We start from the raw sequence: 14,373 nt of genomic DNA on the forward strand, positions 1-14,373 counted from the left end.
GATCCTCATGCTCTACGATATCTCCCTGCGCATCTCGTATTCCTTCGGCGAGTTTACGGCGAGCGGCAGCCAGATCCTGCGTGTTCTGCCGCGTGAACTGCCGGGCATCCAAAGAGTGATCGCCTCCCATCTCGATTTCCAGCCGCGTGCGACGGCACGCGTGGACGGGATCGACTTCTTCGGCAATGCCACCGTCAATGCGAGCTACCGCTACGTGCAGCACGAACTATGCTTCACCGTTCATGCGCGGGTGCGGCGCAGCGACGCCGGGGCGCAGCCCGACATGCCGACGCGCCTGGGCGCGCTGGCCGACGAGATTGCCAGCTATCGCGGCCTGGATGCCTATTCGCCGCATCATTTTATCGGGCAATCGCAGCGCATCCGCCGCGACAATGCCATCGCCGCCTATGCTCACGCCATCAGTCGCCGCGACCTGCCGGTCTTGGAAAATGTCATCGCCATCTCGAACGCGCTTCATCGCGATATCGCTTTTGATCCCGAGGCAACCGACGTCAAGACGCCGGCAGGCGTCGCCTTCGCCCATCGCAAAGGTGTTTGCCAGGATTTCACGCACATCATGATCACCGCCCTGCGCGCGATGGGTATTCCAGCCGGCTATGTCAGCGGCTTCCTGCGGACCATCCCGCCCGAGGGCCAGCCGCGTCTGGAAGGGGCGGATGCCATGCATGCCTGGGTGATGGCGTGGTGCGGAACTGAAGCAGGATGGATCGAAATTGACCCGACCAACGGCATCACGGTTGGCAGCGACCATATCGTGGTCGCGATCGGTCGCGATTATAATGATGTGGCGCCGGTCAGCGGCATCCTCAAGACCGCCGGCAGCCAGAAAACCGAGCAGGCCGTCGATGTCATCGCTGTCACTGAGCGGACGTGAGACCATCACGCAGAAGACGGGTCACGTATGGGCGCCAAATTACCAAATGATAACCGCAAAAAATCTGGAGCGGGCGAAGGGATTCGAACCCTCGACCCCAACCTTGGCAAGGTTGTGCTCTACCCCTGAGCTACACCCGCGCTCCGTGTTTCCCGATCGTGTCGAGAAACGGCGAGGCCCGGTTGATGCCGCAGAACGGGCGCGATTGCAAGAGGCTTCTTGGCAATCGCGCTCAGGCGCATCTGGCCAGAGGCGTTTCGAGAAGCCTGTCAGACTGGATCGCTTCGCCGAAAAAATGACCCTGCATGTAGTTGATACCCCATGATTCAAGAAGCAGGGCATCTGCCTCGCAGCCGACCCATTCGGCGACGGTGCGGATACCAAGCTCGCGCGCGAGATTGATCATGGTGCGCACAAAAATCTGATTTTCGGGCGAATTTGCCAGATTGCTGATGTAGGAGCCGTCAATCTTGACGCTATCAACCTTCATTTCGCGCAGATAGCGAAACGATGTATGGCCGGCGCCGAAATCATCGATGGCAACACGGCAACCCAGCGATTTGATTTGTTCAAGGAAGCGCACACTCTCCTGTATATCCTGGATGGCGGCGCTTTCAGTCATTTCAACCACCAGCCGGTTGGCCATATCCTCCCGGCTGACCAGGCGCGAGGCAAGGATGGAAAGCCATTCACGGTCAGACGTTGTCTGTGCCGAGATGTTGACGCTGATGCGGGTGTCGGGGCGGCTGGCGAGGAGATCAAGCCCAAGCTCAAGGACGCGATGATCGAGAAGCCCGCACAGACCCAGCCGTTCGGCGACCGGCACCAGAAGACCGGGCGGCAGCGTGTCACCATCCTCGCCTTCCACGCGCATCAGCGCTTCGTAGGAATAGGGCAGACGGCTGCCGGCGTGAACAATAGGCTGACAGGCAAGCGCTATACGCCGCTCGTTCAACGCCTTGATGAGGCCTTCGCCCACCCGCCCGTCGGCCCGGCGCGACTGTGAGCGCGAGGCTTGCGGATCAAAGGGAATGAACAGGCCGCGTTTCTTCGCTTTGGCTTCCGACAGCGCTTCATGCGCTTCGGCCAGAAGATCCCGGCTGGACGCAATGGTGCGGGGGCCGACAACCCCGCCAACCGACAGGCTGACGGTAACGGGACCGGCCGACGTCGTGACCAGTTGCGCGCGCGTCACATCGATGAAACGCTGCGCGGCAATCGCCATCTCGCTGGCGTCGCATTGGCGCAGCAAAATCGCGAATTTATTGCCGGTGAAGCGGCCGATGCTGTCGCGCCCGCGCAGATTGCTGGAGAGCCGCGCCGTCACCGCCTTCAGCGCCTCATCGCCGATGCTGAAACCAAGACCCGCATTGATGGTGGACAGATTGTCAACCGAGGCCAGAAGAAGCGCAAAATGGCGTTTCTCGCGACGGCTGACGATCATTTCCTGATCAATCAATGACAAAAGCCGGTTCTGATTGAGCGTGCCTGTCAAAGGATCAATTTCGCTGAGAATGCGCAAAGCCTCCTCAGCCTCATGGCGCTCATCAATGGCGCGCACGACGCCCATTACGCGGGCGGGCTTGCCATCAGCACCCGCAAACCATCGACCGGTTTCTTCCACCCAGCCAGTGCTTGGTGACGTCCGTTTGAGGCGATATTGCATGGTAAACACCGCCCCCTCCGGCCCGGGGCGCGCGGTGTCATTCATGATCATGTCATGGCGCGAGGAAGCATTATCCGCAATCAGGCCAGCAAGGGTGCGCCCGCTCGCAGGCACGGCATCGCCGACTGCCGCAAAGAAGGACGGCGCATTGGCGCTCCACTCCAGGCGATCAGAGGAAATATCCCAGCAATAGGCGGCCTCGCCTGCGGCGTTGAGGCTGGCGGCAAGGTCAAGCCCGACGCAATCCGTGCCCTCTGACATTGTTGGCTGGTTCATCCCGGCGTCCCGTACCCCGTTTCCACTGCAGCCGTCATCATGTCGTGAAGCGGTTACGAAACCACAAAGCCCGCCCACGAAAGCGATGGCTGAACACCATAATCGGGTCATGCGTTTCCACGACCCGGCAGGAAGGTTAATGGCACATTGATTGCAAATCGTGATGGGACCGGATGATCAGTCCCGTTTTGCTACAGGTTTGCTGATGATAACTGCGCTAAACCCTTCGCGATCTGTCCCGCAATCCACTCATGTGGAGCACGGCAGGGTGTCAACCCGGGGAGAAACGACCGAAAGCGGGCACGCCTTGATCGCTGTCGAACCCCCGATCGCCATCTCGTCCTGCCGCCCGGCCCACCGCCATGGCGTGAGCGCGCTGGTGGCACAACTTCTGGCTACCCGCGATCAACTGCCACAAACTCGCGACAAGCGCCGTGTCGAGCCGGCACAGGCTGTTGCATTCTATCAGGCGGTCGGCACATTCCTGTCAGCCCCGCCGACGCAGCCAGGGCTCGATATTCGCGCCTGATCAATAGCCAAGCGCCATGCCATCCTTGCGCGGGTCCGATCCGCCAATCAGGATACCGCGGGTCCGGTCGACACGGATCACCTGCCCGCCGCCGATGGGGCCAAGCGGCATCTTGATGTCATGACCACGCTGCGCGAGCCCTTCCAGTGCCTCAGCCGGCAGTGAGCGCTCGGCGGTTGTCGACGGGCCGTCAAAGAAAGCACGCGGCTGATCAAGCGCTTCCTGCGGATCCATGCCGTAATCGAACATATTGGTCAGGATATGGGCATGGCCGCAGGCCTGGTAGGCGCCACCCATGACGCCGAAGCTCGCTTCGACCTCGCCATTCTTCATCACCATACCGGGGATGATGGTGTGCATCGGACGCTTTGATGGGGCGATGGCATTGGGGTGGCCGTCAATGACGCGGAAGGATGAGCCGCGGTTTTGCAGCACAAGGCCGGTTTTCTTGGTCGCCCTGCCGACCCCGAAATTGGAAAAAATCGAGCAGATGAACGAAATCGCCATCCCGTCCTGATCGATGATCGACAGATAGACGGTATGGTTTTCGGGGCGCGGTGGTGGAAACGCCTTGGGTGAAAGCCGGTGATCGCGCGATATAAGACCGGCGAGCTTTTTGCCATAGGCCTTGGATGTCAGCGCCTTGACGCTGCGGCTCATCGCCGCCGATTCGCCGATTTCCTGATCGCGCATCGCATAGCCAAGACGCGTTGCCTCGAGCAGCAGATGGTAACGCTCGGCCGACAGGGGGCCAAAGGCCCGATGGTCAAACTGTTCCAGAATATTGAGAATGACCAGCGCCGTCAGCCCCTGACCATTGGGCGGAATTTCAGCAACATCATAGCCCTCATAGGGAGCGGTGATCGGTTTCACCACCTCACCCTTATGGGCTGCGAAATCATCCATGGTCATCAGGCTGCCATGCGCCTGAATGGTCTTGACGATATCCTCGCCGATCTCGCCCTCATACATGGCGCGTGCGCCCTGCTTGGCCAAAAGCCGATAGGTTTTGCCAAGCGCCTTGTTGACGAATATCTGGCCCGCCTGCGGCGTACGCCCGCCCGGCAGATAATGCTTGGCAAAGCCGGCATCGCCGCCAGGTGGCACATGAGTGCGCCAGTCCTGGGCAACGCGCGGCGCCACCGCATGGCCGTTCTCGGCAATCTCGATGGCGCGCTGCAGGGCGCGGTCAAGGCCAAAGCGCCCATGGCGTTTCAGCAACGTCTCCCACGCCTCGACCGCGCCAGGGACAGTAACGGCATGAATGTCGTGCTCAGGGATCCCCGGACCATAGCCGCGCTCCTTGAACCAGTCGAGCTTTGCCGCCTTCGCCGAACGGCCCGAGCCATTATAACCCTCAAGCGGTTTTCCCGGTTTTGAGACAATAAAAAAACAATCCCCCGCCGGGCTCACCATGTGCGGCTCAAGCACACATAAAAGCGCCACCGCCGCCACCGCCGCATCGGCTGCGGTTCCACCCTCGCGTAAAGTACGTATCGCCGTCTCGCTCGCCAGCGGATGGGAGGTCGCGACCATGGCGCGCGTGGCATAGACGGGCGAGCGCCCGGGAAATTGAAAATCGCGCATGGTTCCCCCGATAATTGTTACTTGTGGCTCAGGCCTGTTCTTTTTCTTGCATATCCGCCGGCGCTCGCCTAGCGCAGGTTGAACACGTCCACAGAACCGGGAACTGCCGATGGCCATGCTTACGCTCAACAAGGCGCAGAAGATTATCAAGCTCTCTTTAAACGAAAGCGCGCGTCTGCAGCTCAAACCCTTATGTGTGGTGGTGCTGGACGAGCGTGGCGCGCTCAAAGCGGCGGCGGCGGCCGATGGCACATCGCTGATGCGCTTTGAGATCGCGTTCGGCAAAGCCTACGGCGCGCTTGGCCTTGGCATGGGCAGCCGGGCGATCCAAAAGATGGCGCTGGAGCGTCCGTATTTCGTTTCAGCCTATGGCGCGGTAACCGACGGGCGCATGGTGCCGGTGGCGGGCGGCGTGCTGATCCGCAGCGCCAAGGGCGCGATCATCGGAGCGGTCGGCATATCGGGCGACACGTCGGATGCCGATGAGGCTTGCGCGCTGGCTGGCATCGCCGGGGTCGGATTGACCGGCGATGGCGGAGCGGCGTGAGCCGCCTCAGACGTCGGATTTCGCCTTCAGTACCTGGCGGCCACGATACATGCCGGTCTTGAGGTCGATGTGGTGCGGGCGGCGCATCTCGCCTGAATCCTTGTCCTCGACATAGGTCGGCTGGGCAAGCTTGTCATGCGAGCGACGCATGTTGCGCCGCGACGGCGAGGTTTTTCTCTTGGGAACGGCCACGGCTCAAACTCCGAAAAAAAAGCGCGCCCGCTGAGGGCGCCGCAAAGGAACGCGGCCTATAGCCGAAAAGGAGGGCGATGGGAAGGGGCGACTATGCGTTGCGACAATTCTCAAGCCCACGGCCTGTCGGACCAGCGCAGCGCCTCTTCCAGCCGGTCATTGCCCCAGAAGATTTCGCCGTCGACGACGAAGCTCGGCGCGCCAAAAAGGCCCAGATGGGTGGCAAGATCGGTCTGCGAGCGCAGACGGCTTTTCACCGCATCCGCGCGTGCCGCATCAAGGATCTGCGTGGGGTTGAGGTTCATCGCCGACAAAATGGCGCGCAGCACCTCCAGATCGGCGATGTTGGCACCTTCGCAGAATTCGGCGGCAAAGACGCGCCGGGAGAAATCGCCGATCCACCCGCCCTCCTCGCCGGCAAGGGCAATGCGGGCAGCCATCAGCGAATTGGCCGGAAAAGGCTGCGGCTTCACCAGCTTGAGGCCAAGCTCCGCCGACCAGCGCTCCATGTCCCGCCACATATACTTGCCCTTGGAGGGGAAAAGATTGAAGGGTGACGTCGACCAGCCCTGACCGGCGAAGATGGGGCCAAGCAGGAAAGGACGCCAGCGCACCGTCGTGCCGGCTGCCTTGGCAAGGGCATCGATGCGCTGGGCGGCTATATGCGAGTAGGTCGAGGCAAAATCGTACCAGAATTCGATCATCGCCCACTCCGGAACTGCGCTATTGCGGTCACGCACTGTGCAGTGCGTCGCGTTCTTCTGCAATGCGTCGTCGGTAAAAAATGGGGAGCGTGGCCGCGTGCCCGGCGGTGACGGGGTTGTCATCAGCGCCGCTTAGCCGATAGAAGGCGGCGGTTTCTCTCACAAATGGTAACATCGTCATGACGCAGCCACCGGTCAAGAAGGTCGTTCTCGCCTATTCAGGGGGGCTCGATACCTCTGTCATCCTCAAATGGCTGCAGACGCATTATCAGGCTGAAGTGGTCACCTTCACCGCTGATCTTGGTCAGGGCGAGGAGCTGGAGCCGGCACGGCGCAAGGCGGAATTGCTCGGTATCAGACCGCAGAACATCTATATCGAGGATGTGCGCGAGGAATTCGTGCGCGATTTCGTCAATCCGATGTTCCGCATGAACGCGCTTTACGAGGGCCAGTATCTTCTCGGCACCTCGATTGCGCGCCCGCTGATTGCCAAGAAACTCATCGAGATCGCCGAGAAGGTGGGCGCCGACGCGATCGCCCATGGCGCCACCGGCAAGGGCAATGATCAGGTACGTTTTGAACTCACCGCCTACGCGCTCAACCCGTCGATCCGCGTGATCGCACCATGGCGCGAATGGGACCTGTTGTCGCGTACCAAGCTGCTGGCATTTGCCGAAGCCAACCAGATTCCGATTGCCAAGGACAAGCGTGGCGAAGCGCCGTTCTCGGTCGACGCCAATCTTCTCCACTCCTCATCCGAAGGGAAGGTGCTGGAAGATCCAGCGATTGAAGCGCCTGAACTGGTTTATATGCGAACCATTGCGCCTGAGGACGCCCCCGACAAGGCAACCATCATCAGCATCGATTTCGAGAAGGGCGATGCAATTGCCATCGACGGCGTGGCCCTGTCACCTGCCATGGCGCTCACCCGTCTCAACGAATTGGGCAAAGCCAACGGCATTGGCCGTCTCGATCTGGTTGAAAATCGCTTTGTCGGCATGAAATCACGCGGCATCTACGAAACGCCGGGCGGCACCATCCTGCATGTGGCGCATCGCGGCATCGAATCGCTCACCCTGGACCGCGAGGCGATGCACCTGAAGGAATCGCTCATGCCGCGCTACGCGGAGCTGGTTTATAACGGCTTCTGGTTCGCCCCCGAGCGCGAGATGATCCAGGCCATGGCCGACAAAAGTCAGGAAATGGTCACCGGGCGGGTACGCCTCAAGCTCTACAAGGGCAATGTGACGGTGATCGGGCGCGAAAGCCCCTATTCGCTCTATGATCAGGAATTGGTCACCTTCGAGGAGGGCGCGGTGGCCTATGATCATCACGATGCCGCCGGCTTCATCAAGCTGAACGCCCTGCGGCTGCGCACGCTCGCACAGCGGGCGAAGAGAAAGCCGTGACGCGGGCGGTCCGTTCGGCCATATTTGCAGCCCATTGACGACGATAGAGAGCGCGCGTCAGGTGATGCGGGATCAGGGCGGTTAAATGCGGCGTCAGACAATATGGACGATGGTGGCAGCCGTGCTCGGCCTCGTCGCTGTCGTCGCCATCGGTTATTATGCTTTGTCGCTGCCAACCACGCTCCGGGTAGCCGTTGGGCCGGTCGGCTCGGAAAACCATCGCCTCATCGCGGTGCTGGCGCATCTTCTGGCGCGCGAGAAAGCCAATGTCCGCCTCAAGATCATCACCACTGAAGGCTCGGCAACCAGCGCCGCCGCCCTTGAGAGCAATGGTGCGGACCTCGCGGTACTGCGCTCTGACATCACCGCACCCGACGACGCGCTGGGAGTGGTCGATCTGCGCCGCGAGCAGGTCGTGCTGCTTGCCAGACCAAAAAGCGGCGTGACGACGATGGCGGAGTTGCGGGGCAAGGATATCGGTGTGGTGTCAGCTGCAGCCCTCAATGTCAGCCTGATACAGAAGCTTCTTGCCTATTACGGCGCCGCCGCTCTGGACGTGCAGCTGCGTCCGCTTGAAATGGCGGATGCTGCCCGCGAATTGGCAAACGGCCATATCGCGGCGATCATGACGGTTGGCATTCCCACCAGCCGCTTGATGGGACGGCTGGATGCCCGTGTCACCGCGGAACTGGGCCAGCCTCCCCTCTATCTGCCGATCAGCGAAGCCCCGGCGATTGCCCAGCGCAGCCCGTCCCTGCTGGCCGACGAGCTGGTGCGTGGGGTGTTTGGTGGCGCGCCACCCCATCCGCCTGAATCAATACCAACCATCGCGGTGACACACCGCCTGGTTGCTAACAAGAACGTCGGTGAGGCGGTGATCGCCTCGCTCATCCAGCAGATTTTTGCACTGCGCGTCGCCATCGCTGGCGAAGAACCGAGCGCGGCACGGATTTCCGCTCCCGACGCTGACCGCGCCGGCGAATTGGCGCTTCATCCCGGCGCTTCGTCCTATTACGAAGGCAATGTGCGCGGCTTTTTTGATCGCTATGGTGATCTTTTCTACATAGGGATCATGGCATTATCGATCTGCGGGTCCGGTCTTGCCGCTCTTGCCAGCCATGCCAATGCCAGGCGTCCGGAGCCTTATCGCGACGCCATCGCTACTCTGTTGCAGACCTTGCTGCAGGCGCGCCAGGCGATGAGCATCGACGAGCTTGACGCAGCCGATCAACGCGCCAGTGAGGTATTCGCCGTGGCGTTGAAGCATATTTCCGAGCGCGATTTCGACCAGCAGCAGGTGACGACCTTTGCTCTCACGCTTGACCAGGTGCGCCATGCCATCGCTGATCGCCGCCGCCGGATCGGCGAGGGAATGGTGAAAAACGCGATGGCCGCCGAATAGGCCGGTTAACGGCATTCGATAATTTAATCTCGCCACCGCCGCAAACCCTCGATATAAGGGCGCCGCGCCCCATGGCGCACCTCCCTCGAAAGTATCGGTGCCCGAATGCAGCTGCGCAACATCGCCATTATTGCCCACGTCGATCACGGCAAGACGACACTCGTCGACAAACTCCTGCAGCAATCGGGCGCTTTCCGTGACAACCAGCGGGTGGTCGAGCGCGTCATGGATTCAAACGATCTCGAGCGCGAGCGCGGTATCACTATCCTGGCCAAAGCCACCTCGGTGGTATGGAAGGACACGCGCATCAACATCGTCGATACGCCCGGCCACGCCGATTTCGGCGGTGAGGTTGAGCGCATTCTCAACATGGTAGACGGCGTCATCGTGCTCGTGGACGCTGCCGAAGGACCGATGCCGCAGACCAAATTCGTCGTTGGCAAGGCCCTCAAGGTCGGGCTTCGCCCCATCGTTGCGGTCAACAAGGTCGACCGCCCGGATGCCCGCGCCCAGGAAGTGATCAATGAAGTCTTTGATCTTTTCGCCGCACTTGACGCCAATGACGATCAGCTTGATTTTCCTATCCTTTACGGCTCAGGGCGCGATGGCTGGATGGCAGCAAAGCCCGAAGGCCCGTCCGATCAGGGCCTTGCCCCGCTCTTTGATCTGGTGCTGGAGCATGTGCCGGTCGCGCGCACCGAGCCGGGGCCGTTCCGCATGATCGGCACCATTCTGGAAGCCAACCCGTTCCTCGGGCGCATGGTGACGGGCCGTATCATTTCCGGATCCGTCAAGCCCAACCAGTCGATCAAGATCCTGCATCATGACGGCAAACTCCTCGAGCAGGGGCGCGTCAGCAAGATCCTCGCCTTCCGCGGCATCGAGCGCCAGCCCATCGAGGAAGGGGTCGCAGGAGATATCGTGGCGATTGCCGGCCTGCAGAAAGGCTCGGTCGCCGACACCTTCTGCGCCACCGAAGTGAATGAGGCGATCCCCGCCCAGCCGATCGATCCTCCGACGGTGACGGTATCCTTCATCGTCAATGATTCGCCCCTTGCCGGCACCGAGGGCGACAAGGTGACGAGCCGTGTCATCCGCGACCGCCTGTTCAAGGAGGCGGAAGGCAATGTGACGCTGAAGATCGAGGAATCGGAAGACAAGGACAGCTTCTTCGTCTCAGGCCGTGGCGAATTGCAGCTTGCCATCCTCATCGAGACGATGCGTCGCGAAGGCTTCGAGATCGCAGTCTCCCGCCCGCGCGTTGTGCTTAAAAAAGACGAGACGAGCGGCGAGGTTCTGGAACCCATTGAAGAGGTCGTCATCGACGTGGACGAGGAGCATTCCGGCGTCGTGGTGCAGAAGCTCTCGGAGCGGCGCGGCGAGATGGCGGAGATGCGCCCGTCTGGCGGCAATCGCCTGCGTCTGGTTTTCCATGCGCCCACCCGCGGCCTCATCGGCTACCAGTCGGAACTGATGACCGATACGCGCGGCACCGCCATCATGAACCGCCTGTTCCACGCCTACCAGCCCTTCAAGGGCGAGTTGCCGGGGCGGCGCAATGGCGTGCTGATCTCGAATGAAGCGGGTGAAGCGGTCGCCTATGCGATGTGGAATCTGGAAGATCGCGGGCCGATGATGATCGAGCCGGGCGTCAAGGTCTATCGCGGCATGATCGTTGGCGAGCATACGCGCGACAACGATCTGGAAGTGAATGTTCTGAAGGGCAAGAAACTCACCAACGTGCGTGCGTCGGGCAAGGACGAGGCGGTGCGCCTCACGCCACCCATCCGCATGACGCTGGAAAAGGCGCTGGCGTGGATCCAGGACGACGAACTGCTTGAGGTGACGCCGACCAACATCCGCCTGCGCAAGCGCTATCTTGATCCGACAGAGCGCAAACGCTTCGAGAAAAGCGGTACCATCGCCATGGCGAATTGAGGGTCTAGTTCACCACATAAACCGGCGTGCCGACGCTGACCCGTTGGAACAGGTCCTCGACATCTGGGTTGAACATGCGGATGCAGCCATAGGAGGCTTCCCGGCCGATGGATTGCGGCGCATTGGTGCCGTGGATGGCATATTCAGCGCGCCCGAGGACGAGGGCGCGGGTTCCCAGCGGATTTTTTGGCCCGGGCGGCACCAGTGCCGGCAGGTTGGGACTGTCCGCGCGCACGACCGCCGGCGGCTGCCAGACGGGAAACGGCACCTTGCGCTCGACCACGGTTGAGCCAACCCATTGCTTGGCCTGCCGGCCGATGGCGATCGGATAGCGGATCGCGCGCCCGCCACCCAGCGTGAAATAGAGCGCGCGTTCATGGTTGCGGATGACGATGGCGCCGGCAGGTGCGCTGGCAAAGGCAACCAGATCGCGGGCAGATGCCGGCTGCGCGATCAGGGTGAGCGAGCCCGACACCATAAAAATTGCGCCGAGGCGCGCCATGATGCGGTGCAACCGATGATCGTGGGAACGCATGACAAATCCCGCCAAGGATTGAGGAATAATGGGAATTTATATGAAAGCCTCGTTCGCAGCGAGGATTCCTGCGCCTTAGGGTTAAATGTCAATGAGCTTCATAGGCTGTTTACTTTATCGCCATCCTGCTTAGACTTCTCCCTCATGAAGGTCCTGAGCGTTGACATCCGTACCGCTGACAGGCTTGACGCCGCTGACATCGCTGCGGTGCATGATGCGGCGTGGCGATTGGCCTATGCCGGAATTTTGCCAGGCATTGCGCTGGAAAAGGCCGTGCAGCGGCGCGGACCGGAATGGTGGGCGCGGACGATCGAGAAATCGGGTTCAGGGCTGATGGTGCTCACCGTCGGCGATGATATTGTTGGCTACGTCAGTTTCGGGGCGGCGCGGACCGGGCGACGTTTCGGCGCCGATGGCGAAATCTACGAAATCTATCTCAAACCTGAATATCAAGGCATCGGATTTGGCAGCCGCCTGTTCCGTGCCGCGCTGGGGCGCCTTGCCAGCTATGGCTGCGACAAGGTGGTGGTGTGGGCGCTGGCGGCCAACACAACTGCGCTCTCATTTTATCGCCATCATGGCGGCTCGGCGGCAGCCATCGGCGAGGAACGCTTCGGCGAGGCGCGGCTGCGCAAGCTTGCCTTCCTCTTTGCCATGCAGCACGCCAGCAAAGACTGAGGGAACCAAACGCCTGGTGATGGCGTTTCCTCTCCATAGGCTCGCATGCCTGGATATGCGCCCTTCCGGCGTGGGAAGCGTTTTGCGTCACAAGACGCTGTCCTGTCCAAGCTCAGCAACCCGAGGTGGACCATGAAAAAATTGTTGATGATCGGCGGCTTTGTCGCCGCGCTGATGCTCGCACCGGCAACCGGATTTGCCAATGAACGTCTGACGGACGGGCTTCTTGGCGCCGGCGCCGGCGCACTGGTCGGCGGTCCGGTGGGTGCCATTGTCGGCGCCGGCGTTGGATATACGTCCGGGCCCCATATCGCCAACCATCTCGGCGCGCCGCGCCGCCATCGCTATCACCGCCACACCCGTCATAACAAGCACCATGCCACGCATCGCCGCCACTACCGTTGAGACTTTGACAGGCGATCATCACTGCGTTGAAACTGCCGGGGCGGCGTGAGAGCGTCGCCTCGCTGCGTTTGGACGCACCCGGCGGCCATCGCCCGGGTGCAAATACCTTGCGCAATATCCGTATTATTGGGTTGACGTCGCCCGCAGCTGGCGTCATCGACTGAAAGGGCCCGTTCACCCAGCCCAGAGATCCAGCATGCGTATTGAAGCGATATCGATTGGCCGCGACCCGCCGCGCGAAGTGAATGTCATCGTTGAGGTGCCGGTCGGCGGCGAGCCGATCAAGTACGAAATGGACAAGGACGCCGGCACGCTGGTCGTCGACCGGTTTCTCTACACCTCCATGAGGTATCCCGGGAATTACGGCTTCATCCCCCATACCCTGTCCGATGATGGCGATCCGATCGATGTGCTGATTGCCAATCAGCGCGGCATCTTTCCCGGCGCCGTGATAGCCGTGCGCCCGGTTGGCGTGCTGATGATGGAGGACGAGGCGGGGGGCGATGAAAAAATCATCGCCGTTCCAGTGCCGCGCCTGACGAGGCGGTATGAATCAGTCCATGAATATACCGATCTTCCCGACATCACCCTGTCGCAGATCGCCCATTTCTTTGAGCATTACAAAGATCTGGAGCCCAGAAAATGGGTCAAGGTGAAGGGCTGGGGCAGCGCGGCGGACGCGCAGAGAATGATCGTCGAGGCCATTGATCGGGCGACAGCAAGTAAAAAAACCTGAACGCTGCCGCGGCCTTTCAGAACGCTTTCAGGCGAGGGGGATCGCACTTCCGCCTAAACGCAACCAGCGCCCGGGCCGTTTCAGCGATAATGCTGTCGCCGATATTTCTCTTATCAGCGCTTCTTTGACAGCATATCGAGCTGCTGCTTCATCTCGGCCATCTGGCGGCGCATGGTCTCGAGTTCGCTTTCATTTTTGTCCGGTTTGTCGCTGCCCGCCGGCGGCGCTTTTCCCGGATTGGCGAACGGCAGGAACATGCGGAACGCCTGTTCGAACATCGCCAGATTATGCCGGACCTGCCCTTCGTAAACCTCGAAGGGCGCGCCGAAGGTTTTCGCCATCTGGTCGCGGAACCGTTCCTGCTCGCGTGAAAAGCTGTGCAGGGATACTTCCAAAAAGCCCGGTACGAGGTTCTGCAGGCTGTCGCCGTAATACGGGATCAACTGGCGCAGGAAGGCGACGGGCAGCAAATTCTGGCCCTTGCTTTCTTGCTCGAAAATGATCTGCGTCAGCACGGAGCGCGTGATGTCTTCGCCCGTCTTGGCGTCATTGACGACAAAAACCGTACCCGCCTTGACCATCTCGGCCAGGTCTTCAAGCGTCACATAGGTCGAACTGTCGGTGTTGTAGAGCCGACGATTGGCGTATTTCTTGACGATGACCGGATTTTCCGTGTCCGACATGCTGTGGGCCACCCTTCTGGCGCGCAAACCGCGCTTATCGGGCCACGATAGGGCGGTTTTCACCTTGCTGCCAAGCAGATTTCACGATGGCGGAATGCGCAGCTTTGCGGATCGCGCGCTTGTCTTCGTCGGTTTTTGCGCGTTTCGGCGTTTCCTTCACAGGATCGACAGAATCATCCGCCATCGGCAAG

General features: G+C 60.9%; 16 protein-coding genes and 1 tRNA gene. 9 read left to right on the plus strand and 8 right to left on the minus strand.

The features are described 5' to 3' along the window. Window positions 1-7: 7 nt before the first annotated feature. Window positions 8-895: a transglutaminase family protein gene (locus ACINK1_RS02025; RefSeq protein WP_376801736.1), complete on the plus strand. Its 888-nt coding sequence runs from the start codon at window positions 8-10 to the stop codon at window positions 893-895. A gap of 65 nt (window positions 896-960) precedes the next feature. Here ACINK1_RS02025 and ACINK1_RS02030 read toward each other — a convergent pair. Both ACINK1_RS02030 and ACINK1_RS02035 read right to left on the minus strand, forming a co-directional pair. Then, window positions 961-1,035 (minus strand) — tRNA-Gly (locus ACINK1_RS02030). Between the two features lie 92 nt (window positions 1,036-1,127). Then, on the minus strand, window positions 1,128-2,837 hold the full coding sequence (locus ACINK1_RS02035) for an EAL domain-containing protein (RefSeq protein ID WP_376801735.1): 1,710 nt from the start codon (window positions 2,835-2,837) through the stop codon (window positions 1,128-1,130). A gap of 268 nt (window positions 2,838-3,105) precedes the next feature. Between ACINK1_RS02035 and ACINK1_RS02040 the strand changes: the two genes are divergently transcribed. Then, entirely contained in the window at window positions 3,106-3,366 is a 261-nt protein-coding gene (locus ACINK1_RS02040) for a hypothetical protein (protein WP_376801734.1), read from the plus strand. On the opposite strand, the gene ACINK1_RS02045 is transcribed toward ACINK1_RS02040, so the two are convergent. After that, window positions 3,367-4,953, minus strand: a complete 1,587-nt coding sequence (locus tag ACINK1_RS02045; RefSeq protein WP_376801733.1) for a gamma-glutamyltransferase family protein — start codon at window positions 4,951-4,953, stop codon at window positions 3,367-3,369. It abuts the gene before it with no gap. A gap of 109 nt (window positions 4,954-5,062) precedes the next feature. Here ACINK1_RS02045 and ACINK1_RS02050 point away from each other — a divergent pair, with 109 nt between their 5' ends. Then, the gene (locus ACINK1_RS02050) at window positions 5,063-5,500 is read left to right on the plus strand and encodes a heme-binding protein (protein ID WP_376801732.1); all 438 of its coding nucleotides are present in this window, start codon (window positions 5,063-5,065) and stop codon (window positions 5,498-5,500) included. A 6-nt stretch (window positions 5,501-5,506) separates the two neighbouring features. Here ACINK1_RS02050 and rpmF read toward each other — a convergent pair whose 3' ends face one another. Both rpmF and ACINK1_RS02060 read right to left on the minus strand, forming a co-directional pair. Further along, the gene (rpmF, locus tag ACINK1_RS02055; protein ID WP_376801731.1) at window positions 5,507-5,692 is read right to left on the minus strand and encodes a 50S ribosomal protein L32; all 186 of its coding nucleotides are present in this window, start codon (window positions 5,690-5,692) and stop codon (window positions 5,507-5,509) included. A gap of 110 nt (window positions 5,693-5,802) precedes the next feature. After that, a complete protein-coding gene (locus tag ACINK1_RS02060) occupies window positions 5,803-6,396 on the minus strand; it encodes a 2-hydroxychromene-2-carboxylate isomerase (RefSeq protein ID WP_376801730.1) in 594 nt (197 codons plus the stop codon). Window positions 6,397-6,575: 179 nt separating this feature from the next. On the opposite strand from ACINK1_RS02060, the gene ACINK1_RS02065 reads away from it, so the two are divergent. The 3 genes from ACINK1_RS02065 (at window position 6,576) to typA (ending at window position 11,145) form a co-directional block, all read left to right on the plus strand. Further along, a complete protein-coding gene (locus ACINK1_RS02065) occupies window positions 6,576-7,805 on the plus strand; it encodes an argininosuccinate synthase (protein WP_376801729.1) in 1,230 nt (409 codons plus the stop codon). 85 nt (window positions 7,806-7,890) lie between these two features. Beyond that, window positions 7,891-9,207 (plus strand): TAXI family TRAP transporter solute-binding subunit, encoded by a 1,317-nt coding sequence (locus ACINK1_RS02070; protein WP_376801728.1) that lies wholly within the window; start codon window positions 7,891-7,893, stop codon window positions 9,205-9,207. Between the two features lie 105 nt (window positions 9,208-9,312). Further along, window positions 9,313-11,145 (plus strand): translational GTPase TypA, encoded by a 1,833-nt coding sequence (typA, locus tag ACINK1_RS02075; protein ID WP_376801727.1) that lies wholly within the window; start codon window positions 9,313-9,315, stop codon window positions 11,143-11,145. Between the two features lie 4 nt (window positions 11,146-11,149). On the opposite strand, the gene ACINK1_RS02080 is transcribed toward typA, so the two are convergent. Further along, window positions 11,150-11,680 carry a L,D-transpeptidase gene (locus ACINK1_RS02080; RefSeq protein ID WP_376801726.1) on the minus strand — a complete coding sequence of 177 codons (531 nt, stop codon included), beginning with the start codon at window positions 11,678-11,680 and terminating at the stop codon, window positions 11,150-11,152. Window positions 11,681-11,824: 144 nt separating this feature from the next. On the opposite strand from ACINK1_RS02080, the gene ACINK1_RS02085 reads away from it, so the two are divergent. The 3 genes from ACINK1_RS02085 to ppa all read left to right on the plus strand — a co-directional run bounded on the left by ACINK1_RS02085 (window position 11,825) and on the right by ppa (window position 13,499). Then, a complete protein-coding gene (locus tag ACINK1_RS02085; RefSeq protein ID WP_376801725.1) occupies window positions 11,825-12,358 on the plus strand; it encodes a GNAT family N-acetyltransferase in 534 nt (177 codons plus the stop codon). 132 nt (window positions 12,359-12,490) lie between these two features. Next, the gene (locus tag ACINK1_RS02090) at window positions 12,491-12,763 is read left to right on the plus strand and encodes a hypothetical protein (RefSeq protein WP_376801724.1); all 273 of its coding nucleotides are present in this window, start codon (window positions 12,491-12,493) and stop codon (window positions 12,761-12,763) included. Window positions 12,764-12,959: 196 nt separating this feature from the next. Then, window positions 12,960-13,499, plus strand: a complete 540-nt coding sequence (gene ppa / locus ACINK1_RS02095) for an inorganic diphosphatase (RefSeq protein WP_376801723.1) — start codon at window positions 12,960-12,962, stop codon at window positions 13,497-13,499. A gap of 113 nt (window positions 13,500-13,612) precedes the next feature. Here ppa and phaR read toward each other — a convergent pair whose 3' ends face one another. After that, on the minus strand, window positions 13,613-14,182 hold the full coding sequence (gene phaR, locus ACINK1_RS02100) for a polyhydroxyalkanoate synthesis repressor PhaR (RefSeq protein ID WP_376801722.1): 570 nt from the start codon (window positions 14,180-14,182) through the stop codon (window positions 13,613-13,615). A 34-nt stretch (window positions 14,183-14,216) separates the two neighbouring features. Continuing rightward, complete coding sequence (locus ACINK1_RS02105) at window positions 14,217-14,366, minus strand: hypothetical protein (protein WP_376801721.1); 150 nt, start codon at window positions 14,364-14,366, stop codon at window positions 14,217-14,219. Window positions 14,367-14,373: the final 7 nt, after the last annotated feature.

The organism is Raskinella chloraquaticus (SeqCode), assembly GCF_021731865.1.
GTDB classification, from domain to species: Bacteria; Pseudomonadota; Alphaproteobacteria; order Rhizobiales; family UBA4765; genus Raskinella; species Raskinella chloraquaticus.